Below are 22,844 nucleotides of genomic sequence, written 5' to 3' on the forward strand. Positions count from 1 at the left end.
GCCGAAGGTAGACAGGTGGCCTGTCTGATGTCAAAGAAAATCTCCGAGCGGCCCATGACCGGCGGGCGGCCCCGGCCGGAGAACCTCGCCGTGCTCCTGCGTGATGTGTTCGCGCTGCTCAACGACCGGGTGCTGGTGCGGCTGGCCGAGCGCGGGCACGGCGTCGTGCGCCCGGTGCACAGCGCGGTCTTCGAGCACCTCGACGACGAGGGCACCACCGTCAGCGTCCTGGCCGAGCGGGCCAACATGACCAAGCAGGCGATGGCTGAGCTGGTCGCCCACCTCGAAGCGCACGGTTACCTGACCCGGGAACCCGACCCGGCCGACCGCCGGGCCAAGCTGGTGCGGCCGACCGCCCGCGGCCGCGAGGTGGTCGGCATCGCCCAGCAGCTCGTGCCCGAGCTGGAGGCGTGGGTGGCCGGGATCGTCGGCACGGATCGGGCGGCGGCCCTGAGGGCTGATCTGCGTACGCTGCGTGCGGCCCTCAAGCCGTCCGAAGCGCCGCGACCAGCACCCCCGCCGTGACCAGGCCGGTGATCAGCACGGTGGCGACCGTCGTGGCGTCGAGGCCGGCGCCGCGGCGGTCGGCGACCCGCTTCGCGCCGACCACGGCCAGCACCGGGCAGGCCAACAGCACCAGCAGGGCGACCACGGGCAGCGCGTCGCGCCAGGTGCCGTCGGTCGCGCCGCCGCCGGTCTGGCGCAGCAGGTGGTTGCCGATCGCGCCGGCCACGCCGCCGACCAGTCCGAACAGCGCGAACATGATTTTCACGCCGCCGTTGATCGGGCGAGCGGGAGCCGTGTATTCCACCTTTGTGGCCACCTCGTCGAGGTAGTCGGAAGCGTCGCGTTCGCTGCGCTGCCGGGGGATGGTGGCGGGTGGCGGGGTGCGGCCGTATCGTTCGGCGACCGGGCCGACCTTATGTACATATTCCGCCCAGAGGTGCCTCGCGCGCGCGTCGACCTGCTCGACCGTCCGCTGGGCCGTCACCACGGCGCGCTTGGCCCCGTCGACGGCCTCGGCGGCACTGCGAACCGCCTCGTCGGCCGCGGCGATCCTGGTGTCGTACCAGTGGATCGCCTCGGCCCGCATGCCGGCGGCCTCCTCGTCCAGTGTGGTCAGTCTTCGCAGCACGCTGCGGTAGTCGGCGGTCTCGAAGTCGGCCGGCTGCAGTCCACCCTGTGCCATCAGGACACTCCGTACGGGATGATCACCTCGGCGCCGCGATGCACCGAGCGGTCGAAGTGCAGCGCGCGCCACGGACGCGGATACCAGGGCGGCGCCCCGGTGCCCGGGTAGAACTGGGACAGCTCGCTGCCGTGCACGTCGAGGGCCACCCACGCGCCGATCGGGTCGGTGCGCGACGCGGGGCCGCCCAACGCCTCGCGCAGCAGGGCCGCGCCGCGCCACCAGCCCAGCACGTGGATGCGCCGCTCGGGGCCCTGCCGCAGGATCGTGCGCAGCTGCTCGGCCGCGCCCTTGCCGCCGGGCAGCGCGTCGGCCGCGTAGATGAGCACGAAGTGCGGCCGGTCGGCAGGCCAGGACGCCTCGGCCTCGGCCGCCGCGTCCTCGAGGACCCAGTCGGCGTTGTCGTGCTCGTACCAGCCGCACTCGGGCAGTTCGGCGCGGAGCGCGGCGGCGGCCGGGCGGGCGTCCTGGTCGAGGCAGAGGATCGAGAACCGGGCGCCGTCCGGCGGGAACTGGGCGGCCAGCGACCGCGCGGCCGTGGCCAGCACGGCGCACGCCTCGTCGAGCCGGGTGCCGAGTACGGCCAGGTTGCGGCCGGGGGCGCGGCGCAGCACCGTGCGGGCCGAACGGGCCTCGACGTCGATCGTCTCGCCGAGCAGCACGACGGGCGCGGCTGTCGGCTCGGCCGGGGCGAGCTTCGCGAAGTCGGGACTGTCGGCCAGCCGGGGGATCACGTCGCCGTCGAACAGCCGGGGCGGGTCGTCGCTCGGGCGTTGCCGCCACAGACGGTGCTGCAGCGCGTTCCACCGGTCGCGGTCGCCGGCGGCCGGGACCCGTACGACCCGGTTGGCCTCGACCGCACCCGAGTCGGCGTTGACCAGGGCGTGATAGCGGGGCAGCGACTCGGCCGCCGTGTTCTGCTCGGCCAGCACCCGCCGGGCCCGGGGCAGCGCGATGCGCAGCGAGAACTGGGCCACCAGCGCCGGACGGCCCCACAGCGCCTCGATGCCGGACACGTCCTGACTCGCCATGATCAGGTGGATGCCCTGCGAACGGCCGCGGCGGGCCAGGTCTTCGAGCAGGTCGACGGCCTCCTTCTCGACCGCGTCGCGGCCCGACAGCAGCACCTGGAACTCGTCGATCACGGCGACGATGCGCGGCCAGTGTCCTTGCGGATCCTCGGCCCGCAGCTCGGCGAGGTTCGTGACCTCGTACCGCTTGGCCGCGTCGGCCCGCCGGCGCAGCTCCTCGCCCAGGAACCGCAGCAGGGCCAGCCCGAACTCGCGGTCGGTGTTCACATTGACCCCGACCAGCTTGACGTGCGGCAGCCACGTGCGGTCACGCCGCCCCGGGGCGAACCGGGCGAACGACACGCCCTCTTTGAAGTCGAGCAGATAGAAGGCCAGCTCGGCCGGGGAGTAGCGGGCGGCCAGGGCGCCCATCCAGGCGTAGATGAGGTTGGTCTTGCCGGTGCCCGACGGCCCGGCGATCAGCGCGTGCGGCGGATAGTCCGACAGCGTCACCGGCACCGGCATGCCCTGCGGGCTGTCGCCGAGCGGCGCGGTCAACCCGGTGGCCGAGCTCTCCTGCCACTCCACCTGCGGCAACAGGCTGTCCAGGGCCACCGGGGCGGGCCCGGCGGCAACGGCCTCGGCGATGCGGCGACAGGTCGCGGCCACCACCGCCTGCGGCGGACCACCGTCCAGCCGTACGGGGAGAGCACCCGCGCTGCTCATCCGCGCGTGGTCGCCCGGCGCCGCCGTGATGAACTCGATGCCCTCGCCCGCCGGCACCGGCATCCCCTGAATCACCAGGTGCACGCCGCAGGCCGCCCCGGTGCGAAGCAGCCGTACGAGCTGGGCCTGCTCGGCGCGGCTCAGGTCGCCCGCCCCCAGCAGCACGGCGATGCGCCACGGCTCGGGACGCCGATGGGTGGCCGCGTTCAGCTCGCGCAGCGACGTGAACTCGCCGGCCAGCACCGTCTCGTTGATGCGGCGTACCTGGTCGGTCAGGTCGTCGAGCAGTGAACCGAGCCCGCCCGGACCGACGAACTCGAGCACGTTGCACGGTGCGAGCGGCGCGAACCGGGCCAGCCCACCGCCGAGGTGCTCGGGGTCGTACCCGATGATGTGCACCGCGCCCGGCGGCGCCGTGCCCAGGGCGCGCAGCAGCAGACCGGCCACCACCTCGTCGGCCAGCGCACGGTCGCCGCGCACCACCACGTGTCCACGATCGAGCAGCGGCACCAGCGCCGGCACCTCTTCGGGGTGCGGCAGCAGCAGGCGGCCCACCCGCAGCTCGGCGGCCCGGTCGAGCGGGGTCGGCTGCCAGTCGTCCCACGGGTCACCGGCCGCGCCCGGCGCCGCGCGGTCGGCCGCGCCCGCGGCGGCCTCGGCGTAGGCGGCCAGGTCGGTTTTGTGTTGCTGGTCGATCTCGGCCAGCCGGGCGTCGCGGGCGGCGGCGATCTTGTGTTTGCGGGCGTCGGCGGCCTCCGTCACCCGTCGTCTTCGGTCCACTGCGCGCGCGTATTCGGCCCGCGCCGCCTCCAGGGCGGTCGACGCGGCGCCCAGCGCGTGCGACAACCCGGCCCGGATGTTCATCACCTGCTGTGCAGTCGACTCAGTCATGGCTGTAGCACCTGCCCGTCGGCGTCATCGGCGTTCGGCGGCCTCGTCGGGACGGCGCACCGGTTCGGGCGTGGACGGGTCGAGCGTCCCGGCGTCGCGGCCCAGCCGGGCCAGCAGCACACCGGTCAGCACGCTCGCGGTGACGGCACTGTCGGCCGGATGCGGGGGCTGGCCGCCCTGCGTGGGGACGCGGCAGATGCGGGCGATCAGCGTCTCGAACACGGCGGGGGAGGTGCCCGGCAGCAGCGAGCGGACCCGGCCCTCGGCCGCCGAGCGCAGCCGGGCGACGTCTTCGGGGCCGGGTTCGTGGCCGAGCAGGTCGCCGGCCAGACGGTGCAGCACCGGGGAGCTGACCGCGGACAGGGCCAGGCCCGTGCTCGCCTGCACACTGTGGAGCGCGCGGCCCAGGCGGGCCCGATCGCCGGCCCGTACGCCCGTGGCGACGCGCCTGAGCAGTTCGGCGGTGTCGGGCTCGCGCTCGTCGGTCTTGGCCGGCGCCGGCTCGCCGGTCAGCTCGGTGACGCGCTTCTGCCACCAGGGGCCGAGCTGCTCGGGCTGTTCCTCCCGCGGCGCCGTGCTTTGCGGGGAGGGCTGTTGTTCGAGGCCGGCCCTCCAGTCGCGGTCGGGCGGTGCCGCGGCGTCACCGGACAGGCCGATGGCGGCCAGGTAGCGGGCGATCGAGTCCTGCGCGAGGCGCAGCGCGGCGGCGGCCCGCTCGGCGTGCTCGGTGGCGTTGCCGAGCTGCGGGACGCCGACCGGGTCGACGCTCGTCTCACGCACCCACATGAGCAGCTCGGTCGCGCTGCGCAGCTTCTCGAGAGCGACGGTGACCTGGCCGGTGGGCAACTCGTCCGAGGCCGAGCGAAGCTGTGCGCCGAGGTCCTGGATCAGAGACATCTCGTCGTCAGAGGTTCGCCGTGTATTGCTGGGCCTGGTCGATCGCGAGCAGCGTCGCTGCCAGGCAGTCCTCGAGGGACTGGTCGGCCTGCGAGAGCTGGGCGTGGGCGGCGCCCACCGCGTCGCTGCCGCTGCCGTCGAGCGCCGCGGCGAGGCTCTGCTGCGCCTCACCCAGCTTTTCGCGGGCTGCCTGTATGGCCTGCTGCCCCTCGGTGACCTGCTGAAGTGCAGCGTCCACAGCCGCTTTGACCTCGGCGACACTGGCCACCCGTGCAGCCTCCCGCTGTTTGGAAACCGACTACTGACCCCAGACTACTGCCCCGTTCCTGTCTCGCTGGGCGGGCCGCCCCATTTGCGAGGCGTCTCCCGGCCCTGTTGGAGAGCGTGGTCCCGGGCGGCGGTCGAGCGCAGCCGGAGCGTCCTGGATCCGACCCTGAATGAACAGGAATGAATCCTCAGAGTGACAGTCGGCGGCACTCGGCGGAAGCGTACGCCCGCCTCCCGGGCGTCCACATTCCACCCCAGGAGTGGATCACGAACTCTTCGGAGGAAGCCGTGTCGAACCTCACGCCACTCTGACTTGTCGATGCTATAGCCAGGACGTTCGCTAGGGAAACCCCAGCTCAAGCTACGACGGAAGTGAGTTCACCATGGGAATCCTCGACGGCAAGGTCGCGATCGTGACCGGCGCGACGAGCGGCATCGGAGCGGCGATCGCCGCGAAGTTCCACGCCGAAGGCGCGAGCGTGGTGCTGGCCGGGCGCCGCCTGGAGGAGGGCGAGAAACGCGCGGCCGACCTTGGTGAACGGGCCGTGTTCGTGAAGGCCGACGTGACGGTCGAGGCGGAGGTCAGCGCGCTCGTGGACGAGGCGGTGCGGCGCTTCGGGCGGCTCGACATCATGGTGAACAACGCCGGGACGCCGGGGAACATGACACCGGTGGTCGACTTCGACGCCGACGTCTTCGCGCGGACGATGGCCGTGCACGTGGGTGGCGTGCTGTTCGGCACCAAGCACGCCGGCCGGCAGATGGCGGCTCAGCGGTCGGGGACGATCGTCAACATGGCCAGCCGCGTCGGCAAGGCCGCCGGATACTCGGGTCTCGACTATTCGACGGCCAAGGCCGCGGTCATCCATTTCACCCGTACGGCCGCCGTCGATCTGGGCGAATACGGCGTACGGGTGAACAGCGTCTCGCCCGACGTGGTGCCGACCGGCATCTTCGGCAAGGGCGCCGGGCTCGACGCGGCGGCCGCCGACGACACGGCCGCGAAGGTGCGCGAAGCCATCACCCCGCTGCTGGCGAAGTCGCAACCGATCGCCGAGGCTGTCACCGTCGAGGACGTCGCCCAGGCCGTGCTCTGGTTCGCGCAGGACGGCAGCCGCCTGGTCACCGGCCAGGACCTGGGGATCGACGGCGGATCGTCGGCCGGCCGCCCGATGCACGTGGGCCGGGCCGAGCGCGCGGTCTTCCGGGACGCGCTCGCCTAGGTTCTGACGGTGCGCACCGTGGCCAGCATCGCACCGATCGCCAGCAGGGCCGCGATCGGTGCGAGGGCGAAGCCGGTGCGGATGCCAGCGTCGGTCAGCGGCCCCGCCGCCGCGGCGCCCAGCGCGCTGCCGACGCTGAACGCGGTCATGATCCAGGCGAACGCCTCCACGGCCGTGCCCGGCGGGGCCAGACGGTCGGCGTTGAGGAAGACGGCGGTCAGAAGCGGCGGCAGCATGACTCCGCTCAGGATCAGCAGCACGGTCATGGCGCCCGTGCCCGGGGCGATCAGCAGCGGCAGGTAGCCGATGGCGAAAGCCGTGGCCAGCAGCGGCAGCCGGCGTGGCGTGCCGGGCGTCGCGCGGGTGTAGAGCAGGCCGCCGATCAGCGCGCCCCCGGCCTGCGCGGCCAGGAGCCAGCCGGTCAGCGAGCGGTTCCCGGCGGCCTCGGCATAGCCGGTGAGCACGACCGGGATGCTGCCGACGGCGGCCCCGGCGAACGCGACGCCGGCGACCATGACGGCCAGGCGCCGCGAGCGCAGCGGGCCCAGCCAGTGCCGCTTCACCGTGGTGCCCCGCCACTGGCGCACAGCCGGGGCGCGGACGAAGGCGATCACGCCCACGAGCTGCAGCAGGGCGGCGGTGTAGAGGCCGGCGGCCGGCCCGCCCAGCGCGACCGCGCCCAGCGTCACGAGCGGCCCGGCCACGAAGATGACCTCTTGCAGGGCGATGTCGAGGGCGTACGCCGCGTGGACCGTCGACGGCGGGACGAGTGCCGGCCAGAGGGCGCGCAGGCACGCCTCCAGCGGCGGGGTGCCGAGTCCGGCCAGCGCGGCGCCGAGCCCGATCACGAGCGGACGACCGGGAGCGAGGGCGGCGATCAGGTAGCCGACGGTCGACAGGGCCGCCGAGCCGTAGAGCACCGGGGGCTGCCGCCAGCGGTCGACCGCGCGGGCGAGCACCGGCGCGCCGATGGCCATGCCGGCGGTGAAGACGGCGACGAGCGCGCCGGCCACGACGAGGCTGAGCGATTCACGGGCGAACAGCAGCAGGGCGATCGGCGCGGCGGCCAGGGGGAGCCGGCCGACCTGGCTGGCGACGAGGACGAGGGGCACGTAGGGCCGGCGCAGCACGGCGCGGGCCCCGACCCGCTCGGCGGGCGTGGTTGAGGCAGACATGAGGTATCACTCCGGGAAGAAGCGGAGAAAAGCGTGAGAAGCAGGCGCGACAATGCCCGGCTGAGAGCAGAGGTGAGTCAGGCGCGACGCTGGGGCCACGGAGGGAACAGTGGCGGAGGCGTCCAGCGCGGCAGGTCCCGGAGTGTGATGGCGGGCGCGAAGTCGCGGCGCTCGTGGTCGTCGCCGTAGAGCGGCAACGCAGGGGTGATCCAGCTCGCGGAGGGGGCCCAGAACCGGGCCGCTGAGCGTGCGATCACCGTCACAGTCTAGCGCCGGGGCACGTTTGAGGGACCCCTCACCTCGGCCCCGTACGCCGTCACGCGGTCGCGCAACCCGCGGTCGGCGGTGATCACCACGACGCGGCGGTCCGCGGCCGAGATCCGTACGAGATCAGCGATGGTGTCGTCGCCCGAGCCGGGCGCACTGACTACGCGAACACCGTTCGACCTCGACGGCACGTCGCGGGCTTTACCCTCCACGACCAGCACAACTTCGACCGGGCCGGGCAGGTCGGGCAGTCCCTCGGCGATGACCGGGGTCAATGCGTCGCGGAGTCGGGCCGCCGCGGCCGCCCGGTCGCGCCACCAGCCGTCGGGGACGGAACCGACGACGTTGGCCCCGTCGACGACCACCAAGGGTACGGTCATGAAGTTGAGCCTACCCGAGTCAAGTTTCGCTCAGATATGGGAATGGTTCGCTACGCCACAGCGCTGATACGGGTCGTGCGCGCTGGGTAACACCGCCGCACGAGGGCCAATAAACAGAAGAGAGAAGACGTATGAGCATCGGACCGATCGGACCGACTGGTCCCGGCCAGTGGGACGACTTCTTCGCGCGTTTCTTCGGTGCGGCGGACCCGCGCCGTTCGGCGCGCATCGACATCACGAAGTACATGAGTGGCGACGCGCGTGAGGTTCTCTCCGGCGCCGCCCGTCGCGCGGCCGAGCTAGCCGATCCGGATCGTCCGGTCGCCGACCTGGACACCGACCACCTGTTGTGGTCGGTCCTGCAGCAGGAGCCCATGAAGCAGACGGTGCGCCGCGCGGGCGCCGACCCGGAGGCGCTTCTCGCCGCGCTCGGCCGTCCGGCCGGGCTGCGCGAGGACATGCCGAACCAGGTCGCGCTGACCCCCGCCGCGAAGCGCGCGCTGCTCGACAGCCTGCAGATCTCGCGGGCCCTGGGCTCCTCCTACGTCGGTCCCGAGCACGTGCTGATGGCGCTCGGCCTCAACCCCGACTCGGCCGCCGGGCGTCTGCTCGCCGGCAAGCTCGACCCGCAGGCCCTGCAGCCGCAGCAGGGTGACCCCCAGCCGAGCTCGGGTCGCGGCGGCCGCGGCGGCCCCGGTGGCAGCAGCGGGAGCAACCCGAACACCCCCACCCTCGAGCAGTTCGGCGTCGACCTCACCGAGCTCGCCCGGCGCGGCGAGATCGACCCGGTGATCGGCCGCGCGAACGAGATCGAGCAGGCCGTCGAGATCCTCTCCCGGCGTACCAAGAACAACCCGGTGCTGATCGGTGAGGCCGGCGTCGGCAAGACCGCGATCGTCGAGGGCCTGGCCCAGCGCATCGTGGACGGCGACGTGCCGCTGACCCTGGAGAACAAGCGGGTCATCCAGCTCGACCTGGCCGGCCTGGTGGCGGGCACCCGCTACCGCGGCGACTTCGAGGAGCGTCTGAAGAAGGTCATCGACGAGATCCAGAACGAGGGCGACGGCCTGATCGTCTTCCTCGACGAGATCCACACCCTGGTCGGCGCCGGTGGTGGCGGTGGCGACGGCGGTGGCATGGACGCGAGCAACATGCTCAAGCCGGCCCTCGCCCGGGGCCAGCTCAGGGTGGTCGGCGCGACCACGCTCGACGAGTACCGCAAGTACATCGAGAAGGACGCGGCGCTGGCCCGGCGTTTCCAGCCGGTGCTGGTCGGTGAGCCGTCGGTCGACGACACCGTGCAGATCCTGCGGGGCCTGCGCGACAACTACGAGGCGCACCACCAGGTACGCATCACCGACGAGGCGCTCGAGTCGGCGGCCGAGCTGTCCGACCGCTACATCACCGACCGTTTCCTGCCCGACAAGGCGATCGACCTGATCGACCAGGCCGGGGCGCGGGTGCGGCTGCGGGTGAAGACGCCCGACGCCGGTATCCGCGAGAACGAGCGCAAGCTCGAGCAGCTCTCCCGCGACCGTGACCAGGCGGTGGCGGCCGAGAACTACGAGAAGGCGTCCGCGCTGCGCGACGAGATGAAGGTCCTCAAGACCCAGATCGAGGAGCGTACGGAGGCCGGCGAGGGCGTGCCCCTGGTGACCGAGGCGGACATCGCCGAGGTCGTCTCGCGCGCCACCGGCATCCCGGTCACCCAGCTCACCGAGGAGGAGCGCGAGCGTCTGCTGCGCCTCGACCAGCTGCTGCACGAGCGGGTCGTCGGCCAGGAGGACGCGGTCGAGGCCGTGTCCGAGGCCGTACGCCGTTCGCGCGCCGGACTGGGCGACCCGGACCGGCCGGTGGGCAGCTTCCTGTTCCTCGGCCCGACCGGTGTCGGCAAGACGGAGCTGGCCCGTTCGCTGGCCGAGGCGCTGTTCGGCGACTCGGACAAGATGATCCGGCTCGACATGAGCGAGTACCAGGAGCGGCACACCGTGTCGCGGCTGGTCGGGGCGCCTCCCGGCTACGTCGGCTACGACGAGGCGGGGCAGCTCACCGAGGCGGTCCGCCGCCGCCCGTACAGCGTGGTTCTGCTCGACGAGATCGAGAAGGCCCACCCGGACGTCTTCAACATCCTGCTGCAGGTGCTCGACGACGGCCGGCTGACCGACAGCCAGGGCCGCACGGTGAGCTTCAAGAACACCGTGTTGATCATGACCAGCAACATCGGCTCCGACCTGATCAGTGGCACCCGCCGCAGCGTCGGGTTCGGCTCGGCCGGTGGCTCGTCGCCCGATGAGGAGCTGCGTGACCGGCTCGACCGCCGGCTCAAGGAGCAGCTGCGGCCCGAGTTCATCAACCGGATCGACGAGATCATCGTCTTCCGGCAGCTCGAGCAGGAGCAGGTCCGGCAGATCACCGAGCTGATGCTCGACGAGACGCGGCGCCGGCTGCACAACCAGGACGTCCTTCTGGAGATCAGCACGCCGGCGATCGACTGGCTGGCCGAGAAGGGCTTCCAGCCCGAGTACGGCGCCCGGCCGCTGCGCCGGGTGATCCAGCGCGAGCTGGACAACCGGCTGTCCACGATGCTGCTCGCCGCCGACCTGGCGCCCGGGCAGACGGTCAAGGTGGACGCGGCCGACGGCAAGCTGACCTTCGAGGTCACCTCGGCCGCCAAGGTCTGACGCATACAAAGTGAACGGGCCCGGCGTCTCCGAACGCCGGGCCCTACGTGTCGGTGACCGTCGCCAGATTCCGGCCGACGACGCCCAGCTGCGGATAATCGGCCATCCACTCGACGAAACCGGGGTTTCGCTCGACGACCTCCTGGTAGGCCTCCTGCGCCATCGTCATCAGCTTGTCCGCGCTGAGCGCCGCGAGCGAGTCGGGATGCCAGCCCAGCACCAGCCGCCAGCGCAATGGGGCGCCCCGCAGCGGCCGTGAGGTCAGCCCGGCCGGCGGGCGGAACGTGCCCTGGCACAGGGCGAGCGCCATCCCCGACTCGACCATGTCCAGGCAGCCGCGGATGTCCGCCTCGAACATGCGCCGCGGTGTGAAGCCGGCCCGGGAACAGGCCGCCGCGAAGCAGTCGCCGAAGCAGCCGTCGCCCTGACCGGCCACCCACGACTCCGAGGCCAGCTCGGCCAGGTCGACGTCGACGCCCTTGGTGCCCGCGTGGTCGTCGGGCATCAGCGCGCAGATGCCGTCGACCGCGATGGTCTGCCAGACCAGCCCGTAGTCGGCTGACGGGATGGCGTCGCCGCACACCCCGACCTGGGCGTAGTCGAGCTTGCCGGCGAGCACCATGTTGGCCAGGTCGTCGACGTAGTAGGAGGCCTGCGTGGTGATCTGGGCGTCCGGCTGGGCCTGGGCCAGGCGCGAGACCATCCCGCCGATGATCGGGCCGCCCGACGCCCCGATGCGGTAGCGGCTCATGGTGTCGTGCCCGCTCGCGCCGGCCAGCCGGGCCGCCTCGTCCTGCAGGCCCTTCATCGCCGGCAGCAGCACCCGCGCGCGGGCGAGCACCAGTTCACCGAGCGCCGTGGGCCGGGCGCCGCGACGGTCCCGTTCGAACAGCGGGCCGCCCAGAGTGCGTTCGATGCGCTGCAGCTGCGCGGTCAGGGCCGGTTGAGCCAGACCGAGCTGCGATGCCGCCTTGGTGACGCTGCCGGTCTCCGCGATGGCGCAGACCACCTTGAGATGGCGCAGCTCCAGGTTCATAACGTGACGGTAGGACCAAGAAGACATCGAAGGCTAGCCCTATCGCGCGGCGATAGATCCTCCACTTATGACAAATGGGTTAACCAATCCGGTGTTTTCCCTACAAATCCTTGGCGTACGTGGTTCGGCGTGTGACGGCATCGCGAAGTTTGTCCACGACGGCCACGGCCGGGTCGACCACCTTGTTCCAGGGTGGAGTGGACGGAGTGCCAGGATGCGGGCGGGTCGGGGCTGCTTCCTGGGCGGTCTCGAACCGGTTGCCGACCCGGATCAGGTCCTCGATCGGCACCATCTGAACGAGGACGGGCAGCAGCTCCTCGGCGTCCGCGTCGACGTGCCGGCGCACGGATTCGACGACCGCGGCCGCCCGGTCGGCGCCGCCGTCGCGCACCAGTTGTTGCAGAGTGATCAACAACTGGTGGTCCTCGGCCAGCTCACGGTCGGCCAGGTCGTCGCCGCCGGGGACGGTGCGGCGTACGGCGGGGTAGAGGTATTGCTCCTCGGCGCTCAGGTGCCGGGAGAGCTCGGCCACCACGACGTCGACCAGCCGCCGATCGTCCGGGGCGGCGGTCAGCTGGTCGCAGAGCGCCAGCAGTTCACGGTGTTCCTGGGTCACGACATCGACGACATTGCGGCCGGTGGTCTCGCCACCCACCGGCGGCAGCGGGGGAAGATTCAAGGAAGACACGGCGCGCTGATACCCCAGCGCGGTCGCGTGGCAAACCCCCGGGAACCGTTGCGATGATCTGCTGGTAAGAATGGCGGATGGAGCTCACCGCCGCCGACGAGGTCACCGGCATCTGCCGTGACCTGCTGCGCATCGACACCACCAACACCGGCGACCCGCGCACCACCGTCGGTGAACGGGTCGCCGCCGAATACGTCGCCGCCCAGCTCGGCGAGTCCGGCATCGAGGTCGAGCTGCTCGAGTCGGCGCCCACCCGGGCCAACCTGGTCGCCCGCATCCCCGGCGCCGACCGCAGCCGGGGCGCCCTGCTTGTGCACGGACACCTCGACGTCGTCCCGGCCGACGCGAGCGAGTGGTCGGTCGACCCGTTCTCCGGCGAGGAGAAGGACGGCTACCTGTGGGGCCGCGGCGCGATCGACATGAAGGACTTCGACGCGATGATGCTCGCCGTGGTCCGTGACTGGTCCCGCACCGGTTACGTGCCGCCGCGCGACATCGTGCTCGCCTACACCGCCGACGAGGAAGCCGGCATGCAGTTCGGCTCCCAGTGGCTGGTCGAGAACCACCGCGATCTGTTCGACGGCTGCACCGAGGCGATCGGCGAGGTCGGCGGCTACTCCTACACGGTGAACGACGATCTGCGCCTCTATCTGGTGCAGACCGCCGAGAAGGGCCTCGACTGGCTGCGCCTGCACGCGACCGGCCGCCCCGGGCACGGCTCGTTCATCCACGACGACAACGCGGTCACCACGCTGGCCGAGGCGGTCGCGCGGGTCGGCCGCCACCGGTTCCCGACCGTGGTCACGCCAACCGTCAAGGCCTTCCTCGAGCAGGTCGGCGACGCCCTGCAGATCGACATCGACCCGGCCGACCCCGAGGTGGCGATCGCCAAGCTCGGCCCGATCGCCAACCTGATCGGCGCCACGATCCGCAACACGGCCAACCCGACGCGGCTCGAGGCGGGCTACAAGGACAACGTCATCCCCGGCCGGGCGTCCGCGACCATCGACTGCCGCACGCTGCCCGGCGAGGCCGACAAGTTCCTGGCCGAGCTGCGCGAGCTGGTCGGCGACGGCATCGAGATCGAACACGTGCACCAGCAGCCGGCGGTCGAGACCGAGTTCGGCGGCGAGCTGGTCGACGCGATGGGCGCGGCGCTGCGCGCCGAAGACCCGGGGGCGCGTACCGTGCCCTACCTGATGTCGGGGGGAACGGACGCGAAGGCGTTCGCGACCCTCGGCATCCGTTGCTTCGGGTTCGCCCCGTTGCGGCTGCCCGCTGACCTGAACTTCGCCTCGCTGTTCCACGGCATCGACGAGCGCGTCCCGGTCGAGGGACTAAAGTTCGGCGTGCGTGTGCTCGACCGACTGCTGCGGAACAGCTGATATGTGGAAGGACCCATACCGATGACCGACCAGAACGCGGAGCTCGACGCTGCCCTCGAGCAGGTGATCGAGGCCGCCCGCGCCCACCTCGCGGCGGTCAAGGCGGCCGAGGGCCGTGTCGACGACGACGGCGTCTGGCAGGCGTACGTCAACCTGAACAACACCTCCTTCGCGTACGACGAGAAGCTTCTCGACGCGTACGGCGAGGTGACGCCCTGGGACGTGGAGGCGATCGACCCGAACGAGGCCGACCAGCGCTTCGGCCTGGGTGTCGGCGGGACCGAGGACGCCGAGTCGGCCGACCCTTACCCGCAGGTGCTCTCGGTGCGGCAGCGGCGCGACTACCGGGTGCCCAGCGTGTCCGCGCTGCTGCGCCGGGCCGAGGAGGCGCGCCGCAGTTCGGTGCCCGACGACGAGGACGCCGGGCCGGTCGAGACGGTCGGGGAGGCCGTGCTCGAGCTGCTGCAGGCCGGTGACGGGTCGCTGTCGTCGCTCGACGTGCCCGAGCTGGAGCCGCTCGACGGCCTGCTCACGGTCACCGAGATCACCGAGCCGCTCGACCTCGACGAGTTCGAGGACTCCGACGGTGAGGGCCCGTTCGCGCCGAAGCAGGGCGATCTGCTGGTCGGGCGGCTCGACGAACACCCGTTCCTGCCCGACGAGGACGACCACGACCACGATCACGCTGGTCACCAGCACTGAGATTCGGTTGTGACTGAAGAAGGGCCTGTCCGTCAGGACGGGCCCTTCTCAGTAACTCAGCCCCGGCTGCGGGGTGGGCTGAACACGACGGCGGAGCATCACCTTGCGGGTGCCGTCCCGGAAGAGCTGGACGCGGGCCAGCTCCCATCCCGAGAACTCCGCCTGGATGGCCAACTGCGCCATCGCGGTCAAGCGATCGACGTTCGAGGGCAACCGCAAGGGCGCGTATTCGTAATCCATGACCCATAGGGTGCACCCGTTCCCGGGTGGTCGACAAGCTCTGACCAGCGCGTATTCACCCCCGGTCAGAGACAGCCGGGCGTCGGCCCAGGTAAGGGCGGTCGGGCCGGACTCCGTCGGCCGACGGCTGCGGCAATCGTCACAGGCGACCGGCCCGGATCGATTTGTCGTCTTCCCGACACGACTCCGGCTTTGAACCGAGGGCCGCCAGCGGGATCATGCCTGAGGTCAATCCACGGTGGACGATCTCGCGGAGGTCCGATGCGCAGAAAACCGAGGTCGATCCGCTCCAAAATCATCCTGGCCCTGGCGGTGCCCGTCGTCGCGCTGACCGGGTTGTGGGCCTTCGACGTGAACGCGGCGATCGGCGAGGCCTCGGCGCTGCGCGAGAGCTACAACACCCGGGACAACGTCAGCGTGCCCTGCGACCGGCTGGTGGCCGCCCTGCAGACCGAACGCACCGCGTCGGCCTGGGTGCTGGCCGGCGGCAGCCCGTCGAGCACCACGCTGCGGACCGCGCGGGCCGCCACCGACGAGGCGATCGCCACGTTCCGCGAGCTGTCCCGGCGCTTCCGGGGCAGCGGGATCTCAGCCGACATCACCCGGGCCCGCATCGCCGACCTGGACAAGGCGGTCGGCTCCGTCGCCGCGGTGCGGGTGCAGGTCGACACGCGCTACTTCAACCGGACCGCGGTCGTCAGCTCGTACACCAGCGTCATCGGCTACGCGTTCAGCGTGTCCAGCGCGGCCGCCGCGGCCAGCGACCCGGTCGTCGAACGCATCATGCGCACCTCGGTCGGCCTGCGCCGGGCCGGCGAGCTGCTGCAGCAGGAGGACGCCCTGGTCACCGCGGCGACGACGGCGGGCCGGCTGGACGCGAGCGAGCATCGGCAGCTCACCGAGATCGTCGGGGCGTTGCGCTTCCAGATCCCGACCGCGGGCTCGACCCTGCCCGCGCCGGACCAGGCCGCCTTCAAGACGATGCTCAGCAGCCGCACCTTCGCGGGGCTGCGGGCGGTCGAGGACGGGATCCTGCGCGACGGCGACGCCGGGCGGCCGTTGGCGGCCACCCGCGAGGTCTGGAAGGCCGCCTTCGACCCGGCCGTCATGCAGTTCTACGGCTTCCTCGCCAACGGCTACGACAAGGCCGCCGAGTTCGCGCAGGTGGAACGGGACCGGATCCTGGTCCGGTTCGGCACCTCGGGCGTTCTCGGCCTGCTCGCCATCGTGGCGGCACTGGTGCTCTCGGTCCGCCTCGGCGGTTCGGCGGTACGGCGGCTCGCCGTGCTGCGGACGGCGGCTATCGACCTGGCCCACCACCGGCTCCCCGAGATGATCGCGCGGCTGCGCGCCGGGGAGCGCATCGACGCGGACGACGACGGGCTCGGCCGGTCGCTCGGCGACGGCTCCCCGGGCGGCCCGTCACGGCGCGGCGACCCGATGGGCGACGACGAGATCGCCGACGTGGGCGCCGCGCTGAACGAGGTGCAGCGCAGCGCGGTCGCCGCCGCGGCCGGCGAGGCCGCCCTGCGCCAGGACATCAACCGGGTCCTGGTCAACATCGCGCGCCGTAACCAGTCGTTGATCGATCGTCAGCTCGCCGCCCTGCGCCGCACGGGTGACGCCGAGGCCTCGGTCTTCCGGGCCGAGCAGCTCGCCGTCCAGATGCGCCGGCACGCCGAGCATCTCGTCATCCTCTCCGGCTCGGCCCGCAGCCGCCGCGGGCGCGGTCCCGAGCCGCTGCCGGCCCTGGTCAACCGGGTGGCGACCGAGGTGGAACACGCCGAGCGCGTCGAGATCGGCGACATCGCCGACGTCGAGGTGCCCGAGCCGGCCGTCGCCGACCTCGGGCACGTGCTCGTCGAGCTGCTCGAGAACGGCACCGGCTTCTCCCCGCCGGGCACGCCGGTGCGGGTGTCGGCCCGGCCCGTCCCGGGCGGCGTCGTGGTCGAGGTCGAGGACCGGGGCCTCGGCATGTCGGCGTCGGTGCTGGACGAGACCAACCGCAGGCTCGCCCAGCCGGGCGAGTTCGACCCGGCCACCAGCGCGCGTCTCGGCCTTTTCGTGGTCGCGGTGCTGGCCGGTCAGCGCGGCATCGCGGTCGAGCTGCGCCCGTCGGCCGTCCAGGGCATCACCGCCGTCGTGACCCTGCCCGAGGAGCTGGCGGTCCCGATGTCCCCACCGACGACGGCCGGGCCGCGCCGCACCGACGCGACCCGGCTGGTCGGCATGACCGGCCGGGCGCGCCGCGACTGACAACGTCAACGCGCTGCGCTCTCCGGCACGGGCACCACCCCCGCGCCGGAGGATCGGCCCGGGCGGCGGCGCAGGTGATATCCGAGCGTCGCGGCGGCCAGGGCCAGGCTTCAGGCCGACCATCCAGCGCGAGGCGCCCAGCAGCAGGAAGACGGCGCGCCGGTAGGTGTCGGCGCGCAGCAGGACGACGGGTCAGCCCTCGCCGTCCGGGTAGCCGACCCCTTCGCGTTCCGGATAGCCCACGTCGATCGCGGAGACGTCGTCGAGGGCGGCCGCGATCTCGGCCGGCAGGGTCAGGTCTTCGCTCTGCAGCGCGCCCTGCAACTGGCCCGACGTGCGGGCGCCCAGGATCGGCGCGGCCACGCCGGGGCGGTCGCGGATCCAGGCCAGGGCGACCTCGACCGGGGAGACGCCCAGGCCGGAGGCGGCGGTGACGACGGCCTGCACGATGCTCGAGCTGCGCGGTTCGAGGTAGGTCTGCACGAACGGCGCGAGATGGGGCGTGGCGGCACGCGAGTCGAGCGGGCGGCCGTTGCGGTATTTGCCGGTCAGCACGCCCCGGCCCAGCGGCGACCAGGCCAGCACGCCGAGCCCGAGCGCGGCCGAGGCGGGCAGCAGCTCACGCTCGATGCCCCGCTCGAGCAGCGAATATTCCATCTGGGCGGCCACCACCGGCGCCCGGCCCGGATAGGCCGCCTGCCAGGTCGCGGCCCGCGCGGTCTGCCACGCGGCGAAGTTCGACACCCCGACATAGCGCACGCGGCCGCTGTTCACCGCGTGGTCGAGCGCGCCCAGGGTCTCTTCCAGCGGGGTCATCGGGTCGACGCCGTGCACCTGCCACAGGTCGACGTAGTCGGTGCCGAGGCGGCGCAGCGAGGCGTCGAGCGAGCGCAGCAGGTTGCCCCGGGAGCCGTCGCGGCGACGGTAGCCGTGCGGGGTGAGGCCGGCCTTGGTGGCGATCACCACCTCGTCGCGCGGGACGAGATGGTCGAGCAGCGAGCCGATCACCGCCTCGGCGTCACCCTCGCCGTAGACGTCGGCCGTGTCGAGCAGCGTGCCGCCCGCCTCGAGGAAAAGCTTGAGCTGCGCGGCCGCGTCGTCGGGGTCGGTGTCACGCCCCCAGGTCATGGTGCCGAGAGCGAGCCGCGAAACCGCCAGCCCGCTACGGCCGAGCGGTCGTTGCAGCATGAGTGAACCTTATTCAGAGACTGCCCATAGCGAAATGCCGACGGGCTCGTCAAGCCCGTCGGTTACCGGACGCAAGGTCGACTCGGAGCGATAAGTAGTCTTCAGGTGACTGTTCATGTGCGGGAGGGGATACGTCGTGCGGCTCGGACTCAACCTCGGCTATCAGGCGGCGTGGACCACGCCCGCCGACCACCTGGCGATGGCGCAGGAGGCGGACAGACTCGGTTACTCGGTCGTGTGGGCCGCGGAGGCATACGGCTCCGACTCGGTGAGCATGCTCTCCTGGATCGCCGGTCAGACCCAGCAGATCGACCTGGGCGCGGCGGTGATGCAGATCCCCGCCCGCACGCCCGCGATGACGGCGATGACCGCCGCGACCATCGACGCCCTCTCCGGCGGCCGGTTCCGGCTCGGCCTGGGCGTCAGCGGCCCGCAGGTCTCCGAGGGCTGGCACGGCGTACGGTTCGCCAAGCCCTTGGGCCGCACCCGGGAGTACGTCGACATCGTCAAGATGGCGGTCGCGCGGCAGCCGGTGGCCTACGACGGCGAGCACTACACGCTGCCCCTGCCCGACGGCCCCGGCAAGGCGCTGCGGCTCGGCTTCCACCCGCCGCGCGAGGCCGTCCCGATCTACCTCGCCGCCGTCGGCCCCAAGAACCTCGAGCTCGCCGGTGAGATCGCCGACGGTTGGCTGGCCATCTTCTTCGCGCCCGACGCGGCCGGAGAATACTTGCAGCACATCGAGCGCGGCCGGGCCAAACGCCAGCTCGGGCTGACCGGTTTCGACGTGGCCCCGAGCGTCCCGGTCGTGCTCGGCGACAACCTCGCGTGGTGCGCCGACGTGGTGCGGCCCTACGCGGCGCTCTACGTGGGCGGCATGGGCAGCAAGGAGCAGAACTTCTACAACCAGCTCGCCGTGCGCATGGGCTACGCCGACGAGGCGGCCCGCGTACAGGAGCTTTATCTCAGTGGCAAGAAGGCCGAGGCGGCCGAGGCCGTGCCGCAGGACTTCATCGAACGCACCTCGATCCTCGGCAACAAGATCCAGGCCAAGGAGCGGATCAAGCAGTACGCCGCGGCGGGCGTGGGCACGCTGTCGATCAGCCCCTACGTCGGCGACCTGAAGAGCGGCATCGACACCCTGCGGATCATCGCCGAGGCGTACGAAGAATCCGGCGTGGCGTCGTAGTGGCTACTGTTCTGCTGCTCCGGCACGGGCGCACGACGGCCAACGCCAGCGGTGAGCTGGCCGGCCGTCGTCCCGTGGAGCTCGACGACACCGGCCGCGACCAGGCGAAGCGGGCCGCTGAGCGGCTGCGTGTGCTGCCGATCGCCGCCGTGGTCACCAGCCCGCTGATCCGCTGCCGCCAGACTGTCGAGCTGGCCCTGCCCGGCCTCACCCCGGTGATCGACGAGGGCCTGACCGAGTGCGGGTACGGCGACTGGGAAGGCCGTCCACTCAAGGAGCTGGCCAAGGACCCGCTCTGGCCGGTCGTGCAGCAGCACCCCAGCGCCGCGGTCTTCCCGAACGGCGAGGCGATGGCGGCCATGTCGGCGCGGGCGGTCGCCACGATCCGCCACTGGGACGCCCGTGTGACCGAGTCGCACGGCCCGGACGCGCTGTGGGTGGCGTGCAGCCACGGCGATGTGATCAAGGCCATCGTCGCCGACGCGATGGGATTGCACCTCGACCAGTTCCAGCGCATCGTCGCCGACCCGGCCTCGATCAGCGCCATCAGATACACCCCGACCAGGCCTTTCGTCGTACGACTGAACGACGGCGCGGATCTTGCGTCGTTGGTCCCGCCCCCGGCCGCCTCGACGTCCTCGGACGCCGTAGTCGGTGGGGGAGCGGTCGCCGGAGTGTGATCGGCGTGTTACGACTGGTGGCCGCCGTTGCGCCGTGGGCGAACCCGGCTGTGCGGGGCTGCGCGACCTCGCGGGTTCGCGGATAGGGTTGACGACATGACCCACCAGGTGCACTCGTTCGAGCCGCCGGAGCGGTTCGTCGCCGGGACGGTGGGCGAGCCGGGCGACCGGACTTTCTTCCTCCAGGCGCGCGGCGGCGGCCGGGTGGTCAGCGTCGCGCTGGAGAAGGTCCAGGTGTCGCTGCTCGCCGAGAAGCTCGAGGAACTGCTCGTCGAGGCGAACAAACGCTTCGGTGTCTCGCTGCCCGAGGCGCCCGTGCTGACCGGCCACGACAACGAGCCGCTCGACGTGCCCGTCGACGAGGAGTTCCGGGTCGGCACCCTCGGGCTGGCCTTCGACGTCGACACGAGCACGGTGGTCATCGAAGCGATCGAGGCCGGCGAGTCCGAGGTCGAGATCGAGCTCGGCCCCGACGACGACGCGGCCGTCGAGGAGGAGGACGAGTCCGAGGACGACGAGCCCGACGACGACCTCGACCGGCTCCGCGTGCGGCTGACGCCCGAGGCGACCCGCGCGTTCATCGACCGCGCCCGTCGCGTGGTGGCCGCCGGCCGGCCGCCGTGCCCGCTCTGCGGCCAGCCGCTCGACCCGGCCGGCCACCTCTGCCCCCGGCACAACGGTTACCACCGGTGACAGACGGGCCCGCTTCGGTGCTCACGGAGGCCGACGCTCTCGACCTGCTGGCCCGCGGCCGGCTCGAGATCGAGGGCCGTCTCGTCGACGCCTCCAACACGACCCTGCGGGCCGAGATCACCCTCGACGGGCTGACCCGTCGCTGCGTTTACAAGCCCGTGCAGGGCGAGCGGCCGCTGTGGGACTTCCCCGACGGCACCCTGGCCGGGCGCGAGGTGTCGGCCTACCTGGTCTCACGCGCCACCGGGTGGGACGTCGTACCGCCCACGATCCTGCGCGAGGGGCCGCTCGGGGTCGGCGCCCTGCAGCTTTGGATCGACGAACCTGACACCGCCGAGTCCCTGATCGGCTTCGTCCCGGCGTACGACGTGCCCGAGGATTGGCTGGCGGTCGCCAACGCACGTGACGAGGACGGGGACGCGTACGCCCTGGCTCATGCCGACGACGTGCGTCTCGCCCGCCTCGCGGTGTTCGACGCGGTGATCAACAACGCGGATCGCAAGGGCGGGCACGTGCTCTACCCGGCGACCGGCTCGATCCACGGCGTCGACCACGGTGTCTCCTTCCACGTCGAGAAGAAGCTTCGTACGGTGTTGTGGGGCTGGACGGGCAAGCCGCTGATCGACGAGGCGCAGGACGTGCTGACCGACCTGATCGCCCAGCTCGACTCCGCCCTCGGTCCGGTCCTTGAGGAACACCTCACCATCACCGAGGTGCAGCAGGTGCGGCGGCGTGCTCGCCGGTTGCTGCGGGCCGGGCGATTCCCCGACCCGCCGCAGGACTGGCCCGCCATCCCGTGGCCGCCGGTCTAGGCTCCGCGCTCACCGGGTCCTCCTGCGACGGATCACGCGGTCTACGGCGGCCGGCATGAGCAGGCCGAGGGCCAGCAGGAACACGGTGGCGGTGGCCATGGTGATGTCGTTTATCGCCTGGGCGAGCAGGGCCGTGGCCCGAGCGCCGTCGGCGTGCTGAAGCTGCACGAGGCCGCTCATCGCGCGGAACACCAGCAGGCCCGGCATCATCGACACGACCGAGGCGAACCCGATGGCCGCGAACGGCATGCGGAACCGGCGGGAGACCGGGCCCAGAATGGCCCCGGCGACCAGTGCGGCCAGGCCCGACGCGCTGGCGCCGTTCCAGTGCAGGTTCTCCTGGGCCACCCAGTGCACGCCGTGCGCGAGGCCGCCGACGAGCAGCGGCCAATAGAGCATGCGCAGCGGCGCGGAATAGAAGATGCCGTAGCAGACCGCCACGACCCCGGCCACGACGACGTCGAACGGCAGCGGGATGTCGCGACCGGGCGCGTCCAGGGCCAGATCGGCGCCGGCGGCGGCCAGGCCGAGCAGCAGACCGGTGCTGATGCACAGCAGCGTCACGGTGGCGAAGGTGAGCCGGGCCAGGCCCAGCGGAAGCCGGTTGGCCGCGACGTCGAGCGCGCCGTTGAGCAGGTGCGGGCCGGGCACGAGCACCATGCACGGGCACACCGCGGCCAGCCGCAACGCCGAACTGTCGCCGAGCACGACCCACGCGGCGCCGATCAGCCCGGCGATGAGCGCGGCCGCGCCGGCCTGCCAGAAGTTGTTCCCGCCGAGCCGGCCGATGAGGCGGCGGATCACGGCCCCGACGGCGGCCGACACGGCGATCACGGCCACCGTCTCGGCGTGCCGCACGCCGAGGATGATCGACAGTCCGCTCGCCCCGACCGCGCAGGCGGCCGCGAACAGAACCGTGCCGGCCGGAGGCAACGCGGCCGCGGCCCGAAGCCGTACGAGGGTCTGCTCAACGGTGGCGCGTCGTGCGGAAAGGTCGTCGATCGCCTCGTCCGCGGCGGCGGCGCGGTTCATGGCAACATTCGCAGGCACCACCTCCAGATGCCGGCCGAGCCCGTCGACCTCCAGGTAGGAGGACGACCAGCCCGGCTCGAAGGTGACCCGGCCCACCCCGGCCGCGCGCCCGATCTGAGCGGCGCGTTCCAGCGTGCGGGCGGTTTCGGCGCCGTTGGCGTGCAGCAGCCCGACCGCCTCGGCGACGGTGTCGGCCGTGATCCGGTCGGTCATGCGGTGCGCCCCCTGTTCCTCGGA

The 22,844-nt window shown here is 72.0% G+C and carries 22 protein-coding genes; 10 read left to right on the plus strand and 12 right to left on the minus strand.

Features of this window, described 5'->3' with window-relative positions; all coding sequences use genetic code 11:
• Positions 1-27: 27 nt before the first annotated feature.
• Positions 28-525 carry a MarR family winged helix-turn-helix transcriptional regulator gene (locus EER30_RS27155; RefSeq protein WP_127503445.1) on the plus strand — a complete coding sequence of 166 codons (498 nt, stop codon included), beginning with the start codon at positions 28-30 and terminating at the stop codon, positions 523-525.
• On the opposite strand, the gene EER30_RS27160 is transcribed toward EER30_RS27155, so the two are convergent.
• From EER30_RS27160 to EER30_RS27175, 4 genes are read right to left on the minus strand one after another with little or no spacing between them, the layout of a single operon-like run.
• Positions 485-1,189 carry a hypothetical protein gene (locus tag EER30_RS27160; protein WP_127503446.1) on the minus strand — a complete coding sequence of 235 codons (705 nt, stop codon included), beginning with the start codon at positions 1,187-1,189 and terminating at the stop codon, positions 485-487. The two genes, EER30_RS27155 and EER30_RS27160, sit on opposite strands and share 41 nt — an antisense overlap.
• Positions 1,189-3,816 (minus strand): FtsK/SpoIIIE domain-containing protein, encoded by a 2,628-nt coding sequence (locus EER30_RS27165; protein ID WP_127503447.1) that lies wholly within the window; start codon positions 3,814-3,816, stop codon positions 1,189-1,191. The genes EER30_RS27160 and EER30_RS27165 overlap by 1 nt, the downstream gene beginning before the upstream one ends.
• Before the next feature lie 24 nt (positions 3,817-3,840).
• Positions 3,841-4,713, minus strand: a complete 873-nt coding sequence (locus EER30_RS27170) for a hypothetical protein (protein WP_127503448.1) — start codon at positions 4,711-4,713, stop codon at positions 3,841-3,843.
• 7 nt (positions 4,714-4,720) lie between these two features.
• Complete coding sequence (locus EER30_RS27175; RefSeq protein WP_127503449.1) at positions 4,721-4,981, minus strand: hypothetical protein; 261 nt, start codon at positions 4,979-4,981, stop codon at positions 4,721-4,723.
• A gap of 382 nt (positions 4,982-5,363) precedes the next feature.
• Here EER30_RS27175 and EER30_RS27180 point away from each other — a divergent pair, with 382 nt between their 5' ends.
• On the plus strand, positions 5,364-6,203 hold the full coding sequence (locus tag EER30_RS27180) for an SDR family NAD(P)-dependent oxidoreductase (protein ID WP_127503450.1): 840 nt from the start codon (positions 5,364-5,366) through the stop codon (positions 6,201-6,203).
• On the opposite strand, the gene EER30_RS27185 is transcribed toward EER30_RS27180, so the two are convergent.
• The 3 genes from EER30_RS27185 to EER30_RS27195 all read right to left on the minus strand — a co-directional run bounded on the left by EER30_RS27185 (position 6,200) and on the right by EER30_RS27195 (position 8,025).
• Positions 6,200-7,378 (minus strand): MFS transporter, encoded by a 1,179-nt coding sequence (locus EER30_RS27185; protein WP_240670327.1) that lies wholly within the window; start codon positions 7,376-7,378, stop codon positions 6,200-6,202. The genes EER30_RS27180 and EER30_RS27185 overlap by 4 nt on opposite strands.
• Positions 7,379-7,455: 77 nt before the next feature.
• Positions 7,456-7,635: a hypothetical protein gene (locus tag EER30_RS27190; protein WP_127503451.1), complete on the minus strand. Its 180-nt coding sequence runs from the start codon at positions 7,633-7,635 to the stop codon at positions 7,456-7,458.
• 9 nt (positions 7,636-7,644) lie between these two features.
• Complete coding sequence (locus tag EER30_RS27195; RefSeq protein WP_127503452.1) at positions 7,645-8,025, minus strand: hypothetical protein; 381 nt, start codon at positions 8,023-8,025, stop codon at positions 7,645-7,647.
• 137 nt (positions 8,026-8,162) lie between these two features.
• Between EER30_RS27195 and EER30_RS27200 the strand changes: the two genes are divergently transcribed.
• The gene (locus tag EER30_RS27200; RefSeq protein WP_432417572.1) at positions 8,163-10,706 is read left to right on the plus strand and encodes an ATP-dependent Clp protease ATP-binding subunit; all 2,544 of its coding nucleotides are present in this window, start codon (positions 8,163-8,165) and stop codon (positions 10,704-10,706) included.
• Between the two features lie 43 nt (positions 10,707-10,749).
• Here the strand turns inward: EER30_RS27200 and EER30_RS27205 are convergent, their stop codons facing one another.
• The gene (locus EER30_RS27205) at positions 10,750-11,742 is read right to left on the minus strand and encodes a LysR family transcriptional regulator (RefSeq protein ID WP_127503454.1); all 993 of its coding nucleotides are present in this window, start codon (positions 11,740-11,742) and stop codon (positions 10,750-10,752) included.
• A 100-nt stretch (positions 11,743-11,842) separates the two neighbouring features.
• Entirely contained in the window at positions 11,843-12,421 is a 579-nt protein-coding gene (locus tag EER30_RS27210) for a hemerythrin domain-containing protein (protein ID WP_127503572.1), read from the minus strand.
• 86 nt (positions 12,422-12,507) lie between these two features.
• Here EER30_RS27210 and EER30_RS27215 point away from each other — a divergent pair, with 86 nt between their 5' ends.
• Positions 12,508-13,815, plus strand: a complete 1,308-nt coding sequence (locus tag EER30_RS27215; protein WP_127503455.1) for a M20/M25/M40 family metallo-hydrolase — start codon at positions 12,508-12,510, stop codon at positions 13,813-13,815.
• Between the two features lie 21 nt (positions 13,816-13,836).
• Positions 13,837-14,517, plus strand: a complete 681-nt coding sequence (locus EER30_RS27220) for a hypothetical protein (protein WP_127503456.1) — start codon at positions 13,837-13,839, stop codon at positions 14,515-14,517.
• 48 nt (positions 14,518-14,565) lie between these two features.
• Here the strand turns inward: EER30_RS27220 and EER30_RS27225 are convergent, their stop codons facing one another.
• Positions 14,566-14,757: a DUF5703 family protein gene (locus tag EER30_RS27225; protein ID WP_127503457.1), complete on the minus strand. Its 192-nt coding sequence runs from the start codon at positions 14,755-14,757 to the stop codon at positions 14,566-14,568.
• A 261-nt stretch (positions 14,758-15,018) separates the two neighbouring features.
• On the opposite strand from EER30_RS27225, the gene EER30_RS27230 reads away from it, so the two are divergent.
• A complete protein-coding gene (locus EER30_RS27230) occupies positions 15,019-17,013 on the plus strand; it encodes a sensor histidine kinase (protein WP_127503458.1) in 1,995 nt (664 codons plus the stop codon).
• 192 nt (positions 17,014-17,205) lie between these two features.
• On the opposite strand, the gene EER30_RS27235 is transcribed toward EER30_RS27230, so the two are convergent.
• Positions 17,206-18,201 (minus strand): aldo/keto reductase, encoded by a 996-nt coding sequence (locus EER30_RS27235; protein WP_127503459.1) that lies wholly within the window; start codon positions 18,199-18,201, stop codon positions 17,206-17,208.
• Positions 18,202-18,337: 136 nt separating this feature from the next.
• Between EER30_RS27235 and EER30_RS27240 the strand changes: the two genes are divergently transcribed.
• From EER30_RS27240 to EER30_RS27255, 4 genes are all read left to right on the plus strand, one after another.
• On the plus strand, positions 18,338-19,390 hold the full coding sequence (locus tag EER30_RS27240; protein ID WP_127503460.1) for an LLM class F420-dependent oxidoreductase: 1,053 nt from the start codon (positions 18,338-18,340) through the stop codon (positions 19,388-19,390).
• Positions 19,390-20,070 (plus strand): histidine phosphatase family protein, encoded by a 681-nt coding sequence (locus EER30_RS27245; protein WP_127503461.1) that lies wholly within the window; start codon positions 19,390-19,392, stop codon positions 20,068-20,070. Before EER30_RS27240 ends, EER30_RS27245 begins: the two co-directional genes overlap by 1 nt.
• A gap of 96 nt (positions 20,071-20,166) precedes the next feature.
• Positions 20,167-20,763 (plus strand): DUF3090 domain-containing protein, encoded by a 597-nt coding sequence (locus EER30_RS27250; protein WP_127503462.1) that lies wholly within the window; start codon positions 20,167-20,169, stop codon positions 20,761-20,763.
• Complete coding sequence (locus tag EER30_RS27255) at positions 20,760-21,575, plus strand: SCO1664 family protein (protein ID WP_127503463.1); 816 nt, start codon at positions 20,760-20,762, stop codon at positions 21,573-21,575. Before EER30_RS27250 ends, EER30_RS27255 begins: the two co-directional genes overlap by 4 nt.
• A gap of 9 nt (positions 21,576-21,584) precedes the next feature.
• On the opposite strand, the gene EER30_RS27260 is transcribed toward EER30_RS27255, so the two are convergent.
• A complete protein-coding gene (locus tag EER30_RS27260) occupies positions 21,585-22,820 on the minus strand; it encodes a threonine/serine exporter family protein (RefSeq protein ID WP_164842495.1) in 1,236 nt (411 codons plus the stop codon).
• Positions 22,821-22,844: the final 24 nt, after the last annotated feature.

It is taken from the genome of Actinoplanes solisilvae (assembly GCF_003999975.1).
Lineage (GTDB): Bacteria > Actinomycetota > Actinomycetes > Mycobacteriales > Micromonosporaceae > Actinoplanes > Actinoplanes solisilvae.